Annotated in this window: 14 protein-coding genes; 10 read left to right on the top strand and 4 right to left on the bottom strand. The window is 58.3% G+C overall.

The annotated features are described in order from the left end of the window. Positions 1–73 precede the first annotated feature (73 nt). The 4 genes from leuA to MF4836_RS21900 all read right to left on the bottom strand — a co-directional run bounded on the left by leuA (position 74) and on the right by MF4836_RS21900 (position 5,297). On the bottom strand, positions 74–1,753 hold the full coding sequence (gene leuA, locus MF4836_RS21915; RefSeq protein WP_078472018.1) for a 2-isopropylmalate synthase: 1,680 nt from the start codon (positions 1,751–1,753) through the stop codon (positions 74–76). A gap of 367 nt (positions 1,754–2,120) precedes the next feature. Continuing rightward, positions 2,121–2,942: a peptidoglycan DD-metalloendopeptidase family protein gene (locus tag MF4836_RS21910; protein ID WP_078472017.1), complete on the bottom strand. Its 822-nt coding sequence runs from the start codon at positions 2,940–2,942 to the stop codon at positions 2,121–2,123. A 3-nt stretch (positions 2,943–2,945) separates the two neighbouring features. Beyond that, a complete protein-coding gene (gene xseA / locus MF4836_RS21905) occupies positions 2,946–4,325 on the bottom strand; it encodes an exodeoxyribonuclease VII large subunit (protein WP_078472016.1) in 1,380 nt (459 codons plus the stop codon). 75 nt (positions 4,326–4,400) lie between these two features. Then, positions 4,401–5,297, bottom strand: coding sequence for a LysR family transcriptional regulator (locus MF4836_RS21900; protein ID WP_078472015.1), 897 nt, complete (start codon positions 5,295–5,297; stop codon positions 4,401–4,403). A 99-nt stretch (positions 5,298–5,396) separates the two neighbouring features. Here MF4836_RS21900 and MF4836_RS21895 point away from each other — a divergent pair, with 99 nt between their 5' ends. The 10 genes from MF4836_RS21895 to MF4836_RS21850 all read left to right on the top strand — a co-directional run bounded on the left by MF4836_RS21895 (position 5,397) and on the right by MF4836_RS21850 (position 17,703). Then, positions 5,397–6,164: a sulfite exporter TauE/SafE family protein gene (locus MF4836_RS21895; RefSeq protein ID WP_078472014.1), complete on the top strand. Its 768-nt coding sequence runs from the start codon at positions 5,397–5,399 to the stop codon at positions 6,162–6,164. A 147-nt stretch (positions 6,165–6,311) separates the two neighbouring features. Continuing rightward, positions 6,312–6,860, top strand: a complete 549-nt coding sequence (locus MF4836_RS21890; protein WP_020298491.1) for a hypothetical protein — start codon at positions 6,312–6,314, stop codon at positions 6,858–6,860. A 209-nt stretch (positions 6,861–7,069) separates the two neighbouring features. Beyond that, positions 7,070–8,539, top strand: coding sequence for an IMP dehydrogenase (gene guaB, locus MF4836_RS21885; RefSeq protein ID WP_078472013.1), 1,470 nt, complete (start codon positions 7,070–7,072; stop codon positions 8,537–8,539). A gap of 99 nt (positions 8,540–8,638) precedes the next feature. Then, positions 8,639–10,216 carry a glutamine-hydrolyzing GMP synthase gene (guaA, locus tag MF4836_RS21880; RefSeq protein WP_078472012.1) on the top strand — a complete coding sequence of 526 codons (1,578 nt, stop codon included), beginning with the start codon at positions 8,639–8,641 and terminating at the stop codon, positions 10,214–10,216. Positions 10,217–10,524: 308 nt separating this feature from the next. After that, entirely contained in the window at positions 10,525–11,733 is a 1,209-nt protein-coding gene (locus tag MF4836_RS21875; protein WP_078472059.1) for a tyrosine-type recombinase/integrase, read from the top strand. Positions 11,734–12,035: 302 nt separating this feature from the next. After that, positions 12,036–12,266: a helix-turn-helix transcriptional regulator gene (locus MF4836_RS21870; protein WP_078472011.1), complete on the top strand. Its 231-nt coding sequence runs from the start codon at positions 12,036–12,038 to the stop codon at positions 12,264–12,266. A gap of 3 nt (positions 12,267–12,269) precedes the next feature. Continuing rightward, the gene (locus tag MF4836_RS21865; protein ID WP_078472010.1) at positions 12,270–13,103 is read left to right on the top strand and encodes a helicase RepA family protein; all 834 of its coding nucleotides are present in this window, start codon (positions 12,270–12,272) and stop codon (positions 13,101–13,103) included. Then, entirely contained in the window at positions 13,084–14,001 is a 918-nt protein-coding gene (gene repC / locus MF4836_RS21860; protein ID WP_078472009.1) for a replication protein C, IncQ-type, read from the top strand. Before MF4836_RS21865 ends, repC begins: the two co-directional genes overlap by 20 nt. Positions 14,002–14,440: 439 nt before the next feature. Next, positions 14,441–16,192 (top strand): ATP-dependent nuclease, encoded by a 1,752-nt coding sequence (locus tag MF4836_RS21855; RefSeq protein WP_078472008.1) that lies wholly within the window; start codon positions 14,441–14,443, stop codon positions 16,190–16,192. Then, positions 16,189–17,703 carry a UvrD-helicase domain-containing protein gene (locus MF4836_RS21850; protein WP_078472007.1) on the top strand — a complete coding sequence of 505 codons (1,515 nt, stop codon included), beginning with the start codon at positions 16,189–16,191 and terminating at the stop codon, positions 17,701–17,703. The genes MF4836_RS21855 and MF4836_RS21850 overlap by 4 nt, the downstream gene beginning before the upstream one ends. Positions 17,704–17,855: the final 152 nt, after the last annotated feature.

Here is a 17,855-nt window from a genome sequence, read left to right as displayed (position 1 = left end):
GCTGTGAGTCATCAAGCCCAATAAAAAGGCCCCGAGGCGTTCACCTCGGGGCCTTTTGCGTTGCAGCCGGGGTTTATGCGGCTTTGGCTTCCTGCTGGCTCAGGGAGCGGTTCAGGGCGCTGAACAGAGCCTTGAAGCTGGCAGTGGTGATGTTTTCATCGATACCCACGCCATGCACCGCACGTTCACCGTCGACCCGCAGCTCGATATAGGCTGCTGCCTTGGCGTTGGTGCCCGCGCCGATGGCATGTTCGTTGTAGTCCATGATCTCCACCGGGATTGGCAAGCCGGCCACCAGTGCCTCCAGGGCACCGTTGCCTTTGCCGCGCCAGTGCAGGTTGGTCTCGCCCTGGCCCTTGCTCGACACTTCGACTTCAACGGCGCTGTGGCCGTTCTCTTCCTGCAGGCGATGGCTGACCAGCGCATACGGGGTGTTGGCTTGCAGATACTCGCTGTGGAGCAGGGCGTGGATCTGCTGCGCGGTCATCTCCAGGCCGAGGCGGTCGGTTTCACGCTGTACCACCTGGCTGAACTCGATCTGCATGCGGCGTGGCAAGTTGATGCCGTATTCCTGCTCCAGCAGGTAAGCGATACCGCCCTTGCCCGACTGGCTGTTGACGCGAATCACCGCCTCATAGCTGCGGCCGATATCGGCCGGGTCGATCGGCAAGTACGGCACTTCCCACAGGGCGTCCGGCTTCTGCTGGGCGAAGCCTTTGCGGATGGCATCCTGGTGCGAACCGGAGAACGCGGTATGCACCAGGTCGCCGACGTACGGATGACGTGGGTGCACCGGAATCTGGTTGCACTCTTCCACCACCTTGCGCACGCCGTCGATGTCCGAGAAGTCCAACTCAGGGTCGACGCCCTGGGTGTAGAGGTTCAGGGCCACGGTCACCAGGTCGACGTTGCCGGTGCGTTCGCCGTTGCCGAACAGGCAGCCTTCAACACGGTCGGCCCCGGCCATCAGGCCCAATTCGGTGGCAGCTACGCCAGTGCCACGGTCGTTGTGGGTGTGCAGGCTGATCAGCACGCTGTCACGACGGTTGATATGGCGGCCGAACCATTCGATCTGGTCGGCATAGATGTTCGGGGTCGCGCATTCGACGGTGGCCGGCAGGTTGAGGATCACCTTGTGGGTCGGCGTCGGGTTCCAGACTTCAATCACCGCATCGCAGACTTCCTTGGCGAATTCCAGTTCGGTGGCGCTGAAGGTTTCCGGCGAGTACTCGAACTGCCATTGGGTTTCGGGCTGCAAGGCGGCGTACTTGACGAACAGCTTGGCGGCGTTGACCGCAATGGCCTTGATCCCGTCCTTGTCCTGGTTGAAGACGATGCGGCGGAAAGAAGGGGAGGTCGCGTTGTACAGGTGAACGATGGCTTTCTTCGCCCCACGCAAGGACTCGAAGGTGCGTTCGATCAAGTCTTCACGGCCTTGGGTCAACACCTGGATGGTGGTGTCGTCCGGGATGTGGCCGTCTTCGATCAGGGTGCGCACGAAATCGAAGTCAGTCTGGGAGGCGGCTGGGAACGAGGCTTCGATTTCTTTCACGCCCACGGCGACCAGGGTTTTCCAGAAGCGCAGCTTCTTGACCGCATCCATCGGCTCGATCAGCGACTGGTTGCCATCACGCAAGTCGGAGCTGCACCAGATCGGCGCGCTGGTGATGGTCTTCGACGGCCAGGTGCGATCCGGCAAGTTGATGGTCGGGAACGCGCGGTACTTCGAGGACGGGTCTTTGAGCATGCTCATGGGGAAATCCTTATTGTCCGGGCCGAAAAGAGGCGGCCTGCCGGTGGGTCAATGGTTTTTGAAGCAGGGGGGACGAGGCACCGCGATTCAGCCTGGCAGTCGTGCGCTGACGAGGCAGAGGCTTCGATGTTGACGACGCTGGATGAGGGTGTGAGAGGTTTTCATGAGGCCAACCCTAACCACTGGGGTGAAAGATGGCAAGCGACCGCAAAAAATTGAGAGGAATACTCGAAACTCGAAAGATAGCGAGATTTTGTTTCGGTATTGCCCATTATTAATGGTTTTAATTGCGTGAGTGTTTCCCGTGGCGCAATTTATGCGGGCCAGACTGCCAGCGATTCAACTGGGCAAGCCGGCCCGGGGGGCATCAGGGCTGGAAGGCGCCGATAAAGATCGCCGGGTCGACCCGGGCATCGTTCAGGCTGACGTTCCAGTGCATGTGCGGTCCGGTCGCGCGACCTGTCGAACCGACCTTGCCCACCACGCCGCCACGGGCCAGTTGCTGGCCGACCTTCACGTCGATTTTCGACATGTGGCAAAACATGCTGATAAAACCCTGGCCGTGGTCGACGAACACCGTATTGCCGTTGAAGAAGTAGTTGCCGATCAGAATCACCTTGCCGCCCGCCGGCGTCTTGATCGGCGTCCCCGCAGGAACCGCAAAGTCCAACCCGGCGTGAGGATTGCGCTCTTCGCCATTGAAGAAGCGGCGGACCCCGAATTTGCTGGACAGCGGGCCGTTGACCGGTTTGTCCAGCAGCAGGTTGCTCGGGGTGTTTGGACTGAAGGTGCGGTAGGCGCGGATCTGCTCGGCCAGTTCACCGTCGATGCGCTTGAGGTCGGCCGGATTGGGGTTGACCTGGCGCTGGTTCTTCAGAGTGATGTGTTGTTCCGGGTATTTCTTGCTGCCGACCACGAAGCTCAGGTTGCGCCCGCCCGCGGTGATCTGCTGGGTGCCTGGTTTGACGGTCAGGGGCACGCCGACAATGGCCAGCCAGTTGTCCTGTTCCTTGACCACCAGCACCGGTTTGCCTCCGTAGCTGGCTTTGGGCGCCTGGGCGGCACTGCCCAGGTCGACCACGGCCACACCGCCAGGCACCGGCTTGTTCAGCAGGCGGGTGATGTAACTGTCGGCATGGGCGTTGAGGGTCAGGCACAGCAGTAGCGCGAAGCTCAGAAAGCGCGGCATGGATCAGTCCAGTAGAGAAAGGGTAACGGGCGTCAGGTGGTTATCTTCGACGCGAACGTGCAGCTCGCCTTCGCCCAGCTTGGCTTTAAGACGTTGCCCGGGCCGGGTCTGTTCGGCGCTGCGAATCGCCTGGCCGCGCTCGTCCAGCAAAATGCTGTAGCCCCGACCCAGTGTGGCCAGGGGACTGACCACCTGCAGGGTCTGGACCTGGCTCTGCAACTGCAGGCGCCTGGATTTGAGCCCCTCGCGCATGGCCCTTGGCAAGCGTTCGGCCAGGCTTTCCAGGCGCTGGCGCAGCATGGCCAGCTGGCGGCCGGGGTGCTGGCCGGCGAGGCGGGTTTCGAGGCGGATCAGGCGTTCGCGGCGGGTATTGAGGCTGCGTTCGAAGGCCCGGCGCATGCGCATGTCCAGGTCGTCCAGGCGTTGTGCCTGCTGACGCAGGCGTTCGCCGGGGTGGCGCAGGCGTCGAGCCATGCCCTCCAGGCGCAGGCGGTCCCGGGCCAGGCGGTCGCGCATGCGCATCACCAGCCGGCGGTGCAGGCTTTCGACGCGGCGTGCCAGGTCGCTGGAGTCCGGGGCCAGCAATTCGGCGGCGGCTGACGGAGTAGGAGCCCGCACGTCGGCGACAAAGTCGCTGATCGAGACATCGGTTTCATGGCCGACGGCGCTGACAATCGGCGTCACGCAGGCATCGACCGCACGGGCCACGGCTTCTTCGTTGAAACACCAGAGGTCTTCCAGCGAGCCGCCGCCGCGGGCCAGGATCAGCGCGTCGAAACCCCGGGCATCGGCCATTTGCAGGGCGCGGACGATCTGCGCGGTGGCTTCGCGGCCTTGCACGGCGGTAGGGATCAGCGTCAGGGCAACCTGCGGTGCGCGGCGGCGGAACACGCTGATGATGTCGCGAATCACCGCGCCGGTGGGCGAACTGATAATGCCGATGCGCTGCGGATGGGCCGGCAGCGGCCGTTTGCGCTCGGCGCTGAACAGACCTTCGGCGCTGAGTTTTTCCTTGAGCGCATCGAAGGCCAGGCGCAGGGCGCCATCACCGGCCGGCTCCACGGTATCGAGGATCAACTGATAGTCGCCACGCCCTTCGAACAGCGAAACCTTGCCCCGTACCTTGACCGCCAGGCCATCCTTCAAGGCCTGGCGCACGCGAGCGGCGTTCTGCCGGAACAGCGCGCAACGTACCTGGGCGCCGCTGTCCTTGAGGGTGAAGTAGACGTGGCCGGAGGCCGGGCGGGCGAGGTTGGAGATTTCGCCCTCGACCCAGATATTGCTGAACACATCTTCGAGCAACACCCGCGCGCGGCCGTTGAGCTGGCTGACGGTCAGGACCTCGCGGTCCAGGCCGAGTCTTGCAAAGGGATCTTTAATCATGGGGCGCAGTTTAAAGGCGAGCCTCGCCAGGGAACAACGCAAATCGGCAAAACCCTGAGTGGCTTGTGCCAGCGGCTAGAGGGCGCTGCGAAAGGTCTCGATAAATTGCGCCACCAGGGGCGTCGGTTGCTGGCGGCAGGCAAGGGCGACAGTGCTTTGGCAATCCGGGTCGGCCAGGGGCAGGAAATGAATGTTCGCCGGGGCGATATCGCGCATCGATTGCGGCAGCAGGGCAATCCCGAAGCCGGCCTGGATCAGCTGCAACTGGGTGGTCTTGCGCGACACCACCCGCGCCGCCTTGGGGAAAAAGCCCTGGCGCATGCAGAGCTCCGCCGACAGGTAACTCAGGCCGCCCCGTTGCGGGTGGGGGATGGAGATAAAGGCTTGCTGCTTGAGATCCGCCAGGTCGATGCCCCGGGGCGGAGGATCCAGCGCCAGGGGATGCTGCGGCGGCACGGCGAGCAACAGTGGCTCGTTGAACAGCGGGATGATCTGCACCCCTTCGCGCTGGCGCAGTACGGGCAGACGCAGCAGGCCGATATCCAGGCGACCTTGCGCCAGCTCCTCCAGCTGCGCCTCCGACGACAGCTTGACGATGTCCATGTTGGCCCCGGGGCAGTGTTCCAGGTAGGTGCTGATGGCGCCCAGCAGGCGCCCGCTCATGGGCACGGTGCTGGAGTGGCTCAGGCGCAGGGTGCCCAGTTGCCCGTGGCCGACCTGGGTCGCGTGTTCGCTGGCCTTGTGCAGTTCGGTCAGTAGCGTGCGTGCCCGGGGGAAAAACGCTTTGCCCGCAGCCGTCAGCCGGGGCAGGCGCGAGGTGCGTTCGAACAGCGGGGTTTGCAGGTGGCTTTCCAGTTCCTTGATCTGCCGGCTCAACGCCGACTGGGCCACGAACAGGCGCTCGGCCGCCGCGCTGAAGCTGCCGCATTCGGCGATTTCCACGAAATAACGCAACTGGCGGGTCGAAATCACGAGTCATGCCTTTTTGAGATGAGTAGGTGCACAGGACGATATTAGTCGCAAGGCTCGCCGCTGGCTAAAGTCATCTGCAACTGGATAAGGGGTCAATTGATGAGTGCGCTTGAGTTGTTGAGTCAGTGGTCGTTCAGCCCTTGGGCTTGGTTGTTGATCGGAGTCGGTATTGTCCTGGCTTATATAGTGTTCGGCATTGCCGGCTTTGGTACGGCGCTGGTGGCGGGGCCGATCCTGATTCTGTTCATGCCGCTGTCGAAGATCGTACCGCTGCTGGTGCTGCTGGATTTCGTTGCGGCCTTCGGCAACCTGTTGCCGTCGCGCAAAGACGTGGCCAAGCCTGAATTGCTGCGTTTATTACCTTGCATGGCGGTGGGGTGCACCCTGGGGGTGATCTTCCTGCTCAACCTCAAGTCCGACCTGTTGCTGTTGATGATGGGGCTGTTTATCAGCGCCTACGCGGTTTACAGCTTGTGGATCAAGGCCCGGCCAACTCGCCTGGCAGCCGGTTGGGCGGTCCCCATGGGGATCGTCGGCGGCTTGTTCGGTGCGCTGTTTGGCAGCGGTGGGTTCCTCTACGCCATTTACCTCAACAGCCGCCTGCCCAAGGATCCGGCGCGGGCGACCCAGAGTGCGCTGATCAGTTGCAGCACCGTGGTCCGCTTGAGCCTGTTTATGCTCGCCGGGGTCTATGCCGAGCTACCCTTGTTGGTGTTGGCCCTGTGTCTGTTGCCGGCGATGGCTTTGGGGCTGTGGATCGGCCGGCGGGTCACCATGAAGCTTTCACGGGAGGCCTTTGTCCGACTGGTGACCTGGCTGGTGCTGGCCAGCGGGCTGGCCCTTATCGGTCGCTACCTGAGCACTTGACCTGTGGGGTCCAGGGATTAAGCTGCCGGCCCGCAGGCTTGTCATTGGCCCACCGCCACCCGCCTCGATGCGGGTACCGGTTCGCCGCTGATGATGCCCATGCTGACGACGCAGCTCTTTCCTTTCAGACGTTCCAGGCCTCACCCCATGAATTCGCAAAGCATCATCGTCCCGAAAATCTCCACCTTGCCGGTGCACGAACCGCGCGCGCGGGCGATCGTGCGCTGGCTGGTGCGCAAGAACATTATCGAAGAGACCCTGAGCACCTGCGGCCGTACCGGCAATCGCATGGCCCATGCCATTGCCCCGGGTGCGCGGGCGGTGGTGCTGCACCCGGAAGCGCTGCCGTTTGGCGAGCCGATCAACGGCCTGGAGATCATCACCGCACGTTGCATCTATACCCCGGCCAAAGGCTTTCTCGAAGAAGCCGGTTGCGCCGAGTGCCGCCAGGAAGTCGGCGAGGCGCTGTTCGAGAGCCTGGAGGACTGGATGCCCGGGCGCACCGATAACTTCACTTGCCCCCTGTGCGGCCATGAAGACGACATCAACGGTTTCCTGTTTCTTCAGGAATGCGGGTTTTCCAACCTGGGCTTTATCTTCAACAACTGGGCCGAGGCCGGGTTCAAGCAGGACTTTATCGATGAGTTCGCCGATTGGCTGGACGTGCCGGTGAGCTGGGTGAAGGTCGAGTTGTAACACTGGTCCGGCCGGGCGCCGACAAACTGCGCAAGGGGGCTAGAGGAGGGGGTGAGGGAGGGGACGACGTTGCGCTTGATATAGACGTAGCAGCGCGACAATTGCCCCACCCATCACCCCGTCGATATTAGGCATAGTTTTACATTGAGCCGGCGGGGCTGTCTGAGTATAATGGCGCGCTTCCAATTTCCCGCCCGGGAGCCCCCGCGATGCTGCGTATCAGCCAAGAAGCCCTCACCTTTGACGACATTCTTCTAGTCCCCGGTTATTCCGAGGTACTTCCCAACGAAGTCAGTCTAAAGACCCGTCTTACCCGTGGCATCGAGCTGAATATTCCACTGGTCTCCGCCGCCATGGACACCGTCACTGAAGCCCGTCTGGCAATCGCCATGGCTCAGGAAGGCGGCATCGGTATCATCCACAAGAACATGACCATCGAGCAGCAAGCTGCCGAAGTGCGCAAGGTCAAGCGTTACGAGGCCGGTGTGGTCAAGGACCCGATCACCATCGAGGCCGAAGCCACTGTTCGCGAGCTGTTCGAACTGACCCGCATGCACAACATCTCCGGCGTTCCGGTACTGCACGATGGCGACCTGGTCGGCATCGTCACGTCCCGTGACGTGCGTTTCGAGAACCGTCTGGAAGCCACTGTCCGTGAAGTGATGACGCCTAAAGAGCGCCTGGTCACGGTCAACGAAGGCGCCGACAAGAACGACGTCCGTGAGTTGTTACACAAGCACCGCATCGAGCGCGTGCTGATCGTCGACGAAAAATTTGTCCTGAAAGGCATGATGACCGTCAACGACATCGAAAAAGCCAAGGCTTACCCGCTGGCCAGCAAGGACGACCAAGGTCGTCTGCGTGTAGGCGCTGCGGTCGGCACCGGCAAGGACACCGGCGAGCGCGTCTCGGCCCTGGTGGCTGCCGGCGTTGACGTGGTGGTGGTCGACACCGCCCACGGTCATTCCAAGGGTGTGATCGACCGCGTGCGCTGGGTCAAAGAGAATTTCCCTGAAGTGCAAGTGATCGGCGGCAACATTGCCACCGGCGCTGCGGCCAAGGCCCTGGTTGAAGCGGGCGCCGACGCAGTCAAGGTCGGCATCGGCCCAGGCTCGATCTGCACCACCCGTATCGTTGCCGGTGTCGGCGTGCCGCAAATCAGCGCCATTGCCAATGTGGCATCGGCTCTTGAAGGCACCGGCGTGCCGTTGATCGCCGACGGTGGCATCCGCTTCTCCGGTGACCTGTCCAAGGCCATCGTTGCTGGCGCTTCCTGCGTGATGATGGGCTCGATGTTTGCCGGTACCGAAGAGGCACCAGGCGAAATCGAACTGTTCCAGGGTCGCTCCTACAAGGCTTACCGCGGCATGGGTTCGCTGGGTGCTATGTCTCAGGCGCAAGGTTCTTCCGACCGTTACTTCCAGGACTCCTCCGCGGGTGCCGAGAAGCTGGTTCCGGAAGGCATCGAAGGCCGTGTTCCGTACAAGGGCACCCTGAGCGCGATCATCCATCAACTGATGGGCGGCCTGCGTTCCTCGATGGGTTACACCGGCAGCGCCGACATCGAAGAGATGCGCACCAAGCCTGAATTCGTGCGGATCACCGGCGCCGGCATGGCCGAATCCCACGTGCACGACGTGCAGATCACCAAGGAAGCGCCAAACTACCGCGTAGGTTGAGGCTTCAAGCAAATCGTTAAGCAACCGGGGCTGTTTTATTCAGCCCCGAGTTGTTTCTGAATCACGACTGTTACTGATTGACTTAGACGAGACTGAATCATGGCCCTCGATATTCACGCTCACCGCATCCTGATCCTCGACTTCGGTTCGCAATACACCCAACTGATTGCCCGCCGCGTGCGTGAGATCGGCGTGTACTGCGAACTGCATCCGTTCGACATGGACGAGGATGCCATTCGCGAATTCGCTCCAAAAGGCGTGATCCTCGCCGGCGGTCCCGAGTCCGTGCACGAAGCCAACAGCCCTCGCTGCCCGCAAGCCGTGTTTGACCTGGGCGTCCCGGTCTTCGGTATCTGCTACGGCATGCAGACCATGGCCGAACAGTTGGGCGGCAAGGTTGAAGGTTCCGAGTTGCGTGAGTTCGGTTACGCCCGGGTTGATGTGGTCGGCAAGAGCCGCCTGCTCGACGGCATCGAAGACCACGTCGACGCCGATGGCCTGTTCGGCCTCGACGTGTGGATGAGCCACGGTGACAAGGTCACCAAGATGCCGGAAGACTTCCACATCCTCGCCAGCACCCCGAGCTGCCCGATCGCCGGCATGTTCAACGATGCTCGCGGCTACTACGGCGTGCAGTTCCACCCGGAAGTGACCCACACCAAGCAGGGCGGTCGCATCCTCTCGCGCTTCATCCTCGACATCTGTGGCTGCGAAGCGCTGTGGACCCCGTCGAAAATCGCTGAAGACGCCATCGCCCAGGTTCGCGCCCAGGTCGGCACCGACAACGTCCTGCTCGGCCTGTCCGGCGGTGTGGACTCCTCGGTGGTTGCCGCGCTGCTGCACAAGGCCATCGGCGACCAGCTGACCTGCGTCTTCGTCGACAACGGCCTGCTGCGCCTGCACGAAGGCGAGCAAGTGATGGCCATGTTCGCCGAGAACATGGGCGTCAAAGTGATCCGCGCCAACGCTGAAGAGCAGTTCCTGAACAATCTGGCTGGCGAAAGCGACCCGGAGAAGAAGCGCAAGATCATCGGCCGCACCTTCATCGACGTATTCGATGCCCAGTCCAACAAACTGGACAACATCAAGTACCTGGCCCAGGGCACCATCTACCCGGACGTGATCGAATCGGCTGGCGCCAAAAGCGGCAAGGCCCACGTGATCAAGTCCCACCACAACGTGGGTGGCCTGCCGGAAGAGATGAACCTCAAGCTGGTAGAACCCCTGCGCGAACTGTTCAAGGACGAAGTCCGCCGTCTGGGCCTGGAGCTCGGCCTGCCGTACGACATGGTCTACCGTCACCCGTTCCCGGGTCCGGGCCTGGGTGTGCGCATCCTCGGCGAAGTGAAGAAGGAATACGCCGACCTGCTGCGTCGCGCCGACCACATCTTCATCGAAGAACTGCGCAAGGCCGACTGGTACCACAAAGTCAGCCAGGCGTTCGTGGTGTTCCAGCCGGTGAAATCCGTAGGCGTTGTTGGCGATGGCCGTCGCTACGCCTGGGTCGTGGCCCTGCGTGCCGTGGAAACCATCGACTTCATGACCGCGCGTTGGGCACACCTGCCTTACGAGCTGCTGGAAACCGTCAGCGGCCGCATCATCAATGAAATCGAAGGCATCTCCCGCGTGACGTATGACGTGTCGAGCAAGCCGCCGGCGACCATTGAGTGGGAATGATTGGACGTCCGGCATTGTCCGGCACGATCTAGCAAAAAATGCCCTGGAGCCCGCGTAATTGCGGGCTTTTAGCTTTTTGGGTCTGGCAAATTCTGGCAGCTTTGTGCATCGCCAAGCACCGTGTTTGTATGGCATGGTACGGGGCATTGACTGAGCTAAATGCCATGTTCGGTGCTCGATACCATGTCGACCTAGTAGGGAAGGGCATGGTATCAAATCTCATCATCAGCCCGGTTTCATTGGGTTTTATCGTGGTGCATGAGTGCTTTTCTGAGCATGGTATTTTTTCCATGGAATCCGTAACTGCCATGCTGACCGATACCAAGCTGCGTAACCTCAAACCGCAAGAAAAACTCTACAAGGTGAACGACCGCGACGGGCTGTACGTGGCCGTCACTGCTGCCGGTTCCATCTCATTTCGTTACAACTACTCAATCAATGGCCGTCAGGAGACCATCACGTTCGGTCGTTATGGCGTGGGTGGCATCACTCTTGCGGAAGCCAGAGAGCGCCTGGGCGAGGCTAAAAAGATGGTTTCGGCGGGTAAGTCACCTGCCAAAGAGAAAGCCCGTGCCAAGGCACGCACCAAAGGGGCAGAGACGTTTGATGCGTGGGCTGAGAAATGGCTGCGTGGGTATCAGATGGCTGACTCGACGCGTGACATGCGCCGATCGGTTTACGAGCGCGAGCTAAAGCCGCACTTTGGTAATCAGAAACTGGTGGAAATTAATCATGAGGATCTGCGAACGCTGACTGATGCAATTGTGGAGCGTGGAGCTCCCGCCACGGCCGTTCACTCCCGCGAGATTGTGATGCAGGTATTCCGATGGGCGATAGAGCGTGGCCAGAAGGTCGAGAATCCGGCTGATCTGGTTCGTCCTGCAAGCATCGCTAAATTCGAGCCACGTGACCGTGCTTTGGGGCCTGACGAAATCGCGTTGATGTATCAGTACCTGGACCGCATCGGCACCGCCTCCTCCGTTAGGGTGGCCGCTAAGCTGTTATTGCTGACCATGGTCCGCAAAAGTGAGTTGACCAACGCTACCTGGAACGAGATCAATTTCAGCGAAGCCTTGTGGACTATTCCGAAAGAGCGGATGAAGCGCCGCAACCCTCATTTGGTGTTCTTATCTCGGCAGGCTTTGGATTTCTTCATCGCGTTGAAGACGTTTGCCGGAGGTTCAGATTACGTCTTTCCCTCTCGGTATGATTCTGATTTGCCAATGAGCACCGCGACGATCAATCAGGTACTGACGCTGACCTATCGGCTCGCGCAGAAAGAGGGGAAGCCGTTGAGCAAGTTCGGACCGCATGATTTGAGGCGAACAGCGAGCACGCTGCTGCATGAAGCGGGTTATAACTCAGACTGGATTGAGAAGTGCCTTGCGCACGAGCAGAAGGGCGTACGAGCCGTCTATAACAAGGCTGAATACCGCGATCAGCGTCGGGCAATGTTGCAGGATTGGGCGGATATGATTGACGAATGGACGCGCAAAAAAACGCGTTCAGAGAGTTGAGTTTGTTTTTAATAATGGGATAAGCGGGAGCTGATCTATTTTTCTCTATCAAAAAACCCACATTCGTGGGTTTTTTTTATCCCGAAACTGCCGTTTGTGGGACACATTTTTTCTTGATTTTTCTGAGGGGAAAACTCCCGAAACAACAACGATATGGTGCTTTTTTATTGTCCCGAAACTAGACGTTTTAGGGAATCTAACATGCTGATTTAAAAAGGAAAAACTCCTAAATATTACTGGAGTGCTCTGGAAATATGGGGCAATAATCGAACTTCGACAAGCGGCAAAAAGAGGAATTCGGTGTGGAGAAAGAATCGAGGAAATCGAGCAAAGTGCTCATCAGCAAAAAGCAATTGCTGGCAATGATCCCCCTGTGTGAGCGGACGATCTATAACTTTGAAAAGCAGGGGAAATTCCCTCGTCGCATTGCCGTTAGCAGCCGGAAGGTCGTTTGGGATTTGGAAGAGGTCGAGACATGGATTGACATGTGCAGGCAATCCGGCCCCGCCACGCGTCCCGGAATGGGGGCTTGAATTGTGGTGATTGATGTACGGGCAGCGTTCGAGAATGAGCCGCCGCCGCTGGATTATGTTTTGCCTAGCATGGTTGCCGGTACCGTTGGTGCGCTGGTTTCACCCGGAGGGGCCGGTAAATCCATGCTTATTATGCAACTGGCCGCACAGATCGCTGGTGGCCCCGACCTCTTGGAGGTGGGAGATCTACCCTTTGGCCCGGTAATTTACCTGCCGGCTGAAGATCCGCCCGCAGCGATCCATCACAGGCTGCACGCCCTCGGTGCGCACCTCAGTGACGAGCAGCGCGAAGCAGTTGCCGCTGGCTTGTCTATTCAGCCACTCCTAGGCAGCCAACCCAACATCATGGAGTCTGACTGGTTCGAGTGGCTTAGGCGGTATGCCGAAGGCCGTCGTCTCATGGTTCTGGACACTTTGCGGAGGTTCCACGTCGAGGAGGAGAACTCTAGCGGTCCAATGGCTCAAGTGATTGGTCGCATGGAAGCTATAGCGGCCGAGACCGGTTGTTCTATCGTGTTTCTGCACCACGCTAATAAGGGTGCAGCCATGACTGGTGCAGGTGACCAGCAGCAAGCTAGTCGAGGGTCGTCCGTGCTGGTCGACAACATTCGGTGGCAATCGTATCTGTCCGGCATGACCCAGAGCGATTGTGAGGAATGGGGGGTCGATGGTAATCAGCGGGGGTATTTTGTTCGCTATGGAGTCAGCAAAGCCAACTACGGCACGCCCTTTCAGGAGCGTTGGTTCCGGCGGCATGAGGGGGGAGTGCTGAAGCCTGCTGTTCTGGAAAGGCAGCATAAAGCAAAGAGGGCGCGACTTGTCGCAGCGACATATTAAACCTGCCTATGCCCTGCTAGATCCTGCTCATGTATTTGATGGGTTGTTCGTGCCTACCAAGGGTAAAAAACGTGGGCGTCTGCTCGTCGAGCCACGACGATTCCGTGAACTAGAGATTGGGTTCCAAGGTTTTGAACAGCTTGGGGCCGATGACCAATCCATTCTGTACGCTCTGACTGCCCAGCTAGGCATTGCAAAAACTGTGATCGAAAGTACCTCAGCCGGGCCAATTAATAAGCAGCTACGCCTAGCGTTGGAGTTTAACCAAGATGACGGCGCACCTTTAGCGAGCAAGCGTACTAGCCTTCGAAGCCTCCTTGTTGACGCCGGATATCAAGACCTTGAGAGTGGACGGGCGCTAAAAGCTGCAAAAGAGAGCTTGAATCGTCTGGCCAACACACAGATTCGAGAGGTCAACCGCCAGACCGGGTGGGATCGGCGTTGTAACCTGATTTCGGTCAGCTTTAACCATAAGACAGGCGAGATATACGTTGCCGCTAACCCGCGTCTTACGGGCGCAGTTTTTCATGCGCAGTATGTCCAATTCTCGCTGTTTGAACGGAACGGGCTTGAGACCGAAGTGGCCAAAATTCTTCACGCCTGGCTCTGTTCGAATATCCGTTTAGGTCGAGCGTTGGGTAATGGAAACGGTGCGCATCTCGATACTATCGCACCGCATGTTTGGGGCGGTGCGGCTTGGGCTGGCTTCGCCGCATCAGACCGCAGCAAAAAGCGTGGCCAACTGCGGGCGGCTTTGCAAGAAATTGCTGACCAAACCCGGAGCCTGCATGGTGGCTATGGCTGGTCTGTGGACCAGATGAGCAGTGGTTTGGTGCTAGTCAGTCGCCCGAAGCGTGTGCCACTCATCGAACGGCGTTCAGATGGCAATAGGCAGTGAGCATTGCCGCTTAGGTGATGCCCCGGCGTAAGTGGCAACATCCCCCGGCCTAAGTGGAAAGTGCCCCCGGCGTAGGTGGAAACAGATCATTTGGAAAACATGGGCGCAAAGCCTTGCTCCTTATGCCCTCCAGCCTTTTCGCGAAATTCCGCTCTAAGAATTTCTAGGAAACTTCTAATCTGCGCACGAAGTGCCGCGCCTTCAGGCGCAGCCCTTCGCTTGCTGCTCTTAGGTCGGCCTCCGGCCGTTTGACACCAAAAAGGAAGGGCAGTAAAGCGAAATGTTTCCCGCACCTGAAGGGATAGAACTCGCTGCTAATCCCCCACCTTCCCATAGCCCCTCACGACATCTGATGACTTGGTGAACACCGTGCATTGACTGATATCGCCTACAGGTCTTCACTACTGCTCGGCCCAAGCGGGATTAGAGGATGGAACCCATGTCTGCAAATTTTCACCATCTGAGAATTGAAAAATTCAGAGGCATTCGCTCGCTAAGTTGGCACCCAAGTGCCGGTGTCAACGTGATTCTAGGGGGAGGTAACGTAGGAAAGTCGACGTTACTGGAGGCTATTGCACTACTACTCAGCCCTACTAATAGCTATACCTTGGCAGATGCTGACTACTGGAGTCGGGACGTTGGGACCGAATTTCTGATCGAAGCGGTTATATCGTTGCCCGGCGAAAGCGCTATCAATCAGCAGGGCGCGATGGCTTGGCCATGGGAATGGGACGGACGTAATGCCGTCCTTCCTGAAGTCACCGAGGATATGGAGCAAGCACCTAGACCGGCCGTTTACAAAATAAGAGTGAGAGGTACTGCCGAGCTGGAGTTGGCATACGAAATAGTACAGCCCGATGGGAACTGCGTTTCATTGTCAGTGGCTTTGCGCCGATCTATCGGAGTCGTTCGGCTCTCCGGAGATGATCGCAGCGATCGGGATTTACGTTTAGTGTACGGCGCCGGTTTGGACAGGCTATTGGCTGACCGGGGGCTGCGTGCACGCTTGGGCAGGGAGATTGCGTCAGATCAAATTGAGCAGCATCTAGATCAGCCGGCAAGAGAAAAGTTGGATGCGCTTGATTTACTGTTCGGGCGTAGAGCGCTTCCAACCGAGTTGGGATTGGCATTTGTTGGTAATGCAGGGGTATCGGTAAACGCGTTGGTCGGCTTGACCTCTGATAAAAACGGGATTGCTCTCCCGCTAATCAGCTGGGGGTCGGGAACTCGACGATTAGCTGCACTGGCTATTGCGGACTCCTTACAGGACGGCCATCCGATCACGGTAGTAGACGAGTTGGAACGTGGGCTGGAGCCCTACAGGCAGCGACAACTGATGAAAACGCTTATCGAAGGCGCTGGGCAGGCGTTCGTCACGACCCACAGTGCAACTGTTGTAAGCGCCTCCGAGCCCGCATCCCTTTGGTACATCGATTCGGTCGGCAGCATTGGCAATTTGCCAAAAAGTAAAATTGCGCGACACCAATCGGTGGATCCAGAAGCGTTCCTCTCCAGACTGACTATCGTTGCGGAGGGTGCAACAGAGGTAGGTTTTCTGGCTGCGCTACTGGACAGATACGTACCTGACTGGAGCGATCATGGTATCTACATCAGCGACGCGACTGGAAACGACAATGTTTTAAACCTGTTGGAAGCCCTGTCTACGGGCGGTTTGAAATTCGCGGGCTTCGCCGACTTTGAAGGGCGATTCGATGGGCGCTGGCGAGTACTGAGAGATCGTATTGGTCATCTTCTTTTCCAGTGGGAACGAGGTTGCTTGGAAGAAAACATCATTCCTCTGATTCCTCATGCTCGTATATTTCGATTCATCGAAGACCCGACCGCAGAAAAAACTACCATGCGTCTTAGGACGCTAGCCGATAGGCTTGGAATCGAGTCTGTCGACTTCAATTTGATCTCAGACCGCTCCGATGAGGAATTAATGGCCTTGATCGTAGCTGCTGCTACCGGCCAAATACCCGAAGACTTGGTGGATGCTGAAAAAACCGTAAAGAACCCCTACAAAGGACACTCATCCGTATGGTTCAAGTCAGTAGTAGGCGGTCGTGAATTGGCTGAAAAGGTCCACGAGTTGGGGGGCTGGCCACTTTTGCAGGTACGTATGGTTCCATTCCTAAACGCCATTCGAGCTAGCGTTGGACTTGAGCCTCTGCCAGAGGTGGAGCAATGAGTGATGCTTCCGTTGCAGCCGCTCTGCGTTCAGATGCCCGCTTAGTCATAATAGAGGCTCCAGCTGGCTGCGGAAAAACTTTCCAGGCAGCTGAATATGCAAGAGAGGCTGCGAGTGCAGTCCGGCAGGGACAGCGAATCTTGATTCTGACTCATACCCATGCCGCTTGCAGCGTGTTTACGACTAGAACCAAAGGAGCAGGCCCCCGGGTGCAAATTGGCACCATTGATTCGCTTATTGTCCAAATCGCGGCGGCTTATCACAGCGTACTCGCTCTACCATTCGATGTTTCTGCTTGGGCGTTCGCTCAGGGCGCTTCTGGCTTTGATCAGCTTGCTCACAAGGTCTCTACGTTATTAGGTCGCTCTTCTGCGATATGCGGCGCCCTGGCAAGTCGCTATCCCATTGTTATCTGCGATGAGCACCAAGACGCCAGCGAGGGACAGCATGGCGTCATCATGGCTATCGGTAGCGCCGGATCGCGGCTGCTAGTGTTTGCGGACCCGATGCAAGCTATTTACGGTTCTGACGCGGAAACGGCGGCCCGGTGGGCACATCTGCAGGAAGCAAGCAACGCGGTAGAGCTTCTAGACTATCCACATCGATGGGATCAAGGGTCTCGCACGTTGGGCGAGTGGATTCTAGGAGCGCGTGAGACGTTACGACAGGGAAACGCTATCGATTTGCGAGGGAGGCTTCCGCAAGGTCTTTCAATAATCTACGCAGATAACCAAGCCCAGCGGCATGGGCAATACCAAGTCTCCACAGACGAGGGTCGGCAGATCAGAAGCGTATTGCGAAGGGATGGCGGTCTTCTTATCCTTTCCGCTCACAACACGACAATTCGCGGCCTAAATGCTATGTGGGGGCGCACCATTCCTATTTGGGAAGGCTTCACCAGATCGGCATTATCACTGCTCGCGATTCGTTGCCGTCAGCAGGTCGGAGACGTTCATGCGTTGGCCGAAACCTTTTGTGATTTTGTTGGTGAGGTCGGTATCGGCTTCACGCCGTCTGGCTTTGGAAATCGGTTGAAGCAGGAAGTCCAAACAGGATGCGAGGCTAAATGCCGTGGAAAGCCTGCGTTAATCCAACGACTCGCACGTTGTATTCTGGAGGCGCCTGACCATAAGGGGGTCGGAATAGCCCTTACCTTGTTACATGGGTTTATCAAGGATGAAGAGGCCTTCAGCGGCGTGAAGATAGATCTTCAACGTGAGTTTTATGAGGCACTACAATTAGGAAGTTTCGATGACCCAGAGCAAGGCTACACCCAGCTAAGTAGCCGTCGAGCTCAAATGCAACCGTCCATACCGCCCCGTGCTATCAGTACCATTCACAAGGCAAAAGGTCTGGAATGCGCAAATGTGTTGCTGATTCCGTGTGATAGGCATCACTTTTCAGCTGCAGAGAAAAATCGCTGCCTTCTCTACGTCGGATTGAGTCGAGCGAGTAGCTCGTTGACGCTAGTGCTATCGCCTACCATGCCGAGTCCCTGGTTTACGACATGAAGGTATAAAGCGCGCACGATGCATTTGAACTGCCTATCCGAGATGCGGCTGTACATAGTGAAAATGTACAGCCAACATTCTGAACAAACCAAAGGCAGGGTACGGGATCACGGGGAGGCGCAGGGCTTAAGTGCATTTTCTGTGTCTTTAAT

This window comes from Pseudomonas sp. MF4836 (genome assembly GCF_002018875.1).
Taxonomy (GTDB): domain Bacteria; phylum Pseudomonadota; class Gammaproteobacteria; order Pseudomonadales; family Pseudomonadaceae; genus Aquipseudomonas.
Note: the sequence above shows the minus strand (reverse complement) of the source record. Positions and strands in the feature narration are given on the sequence as shown.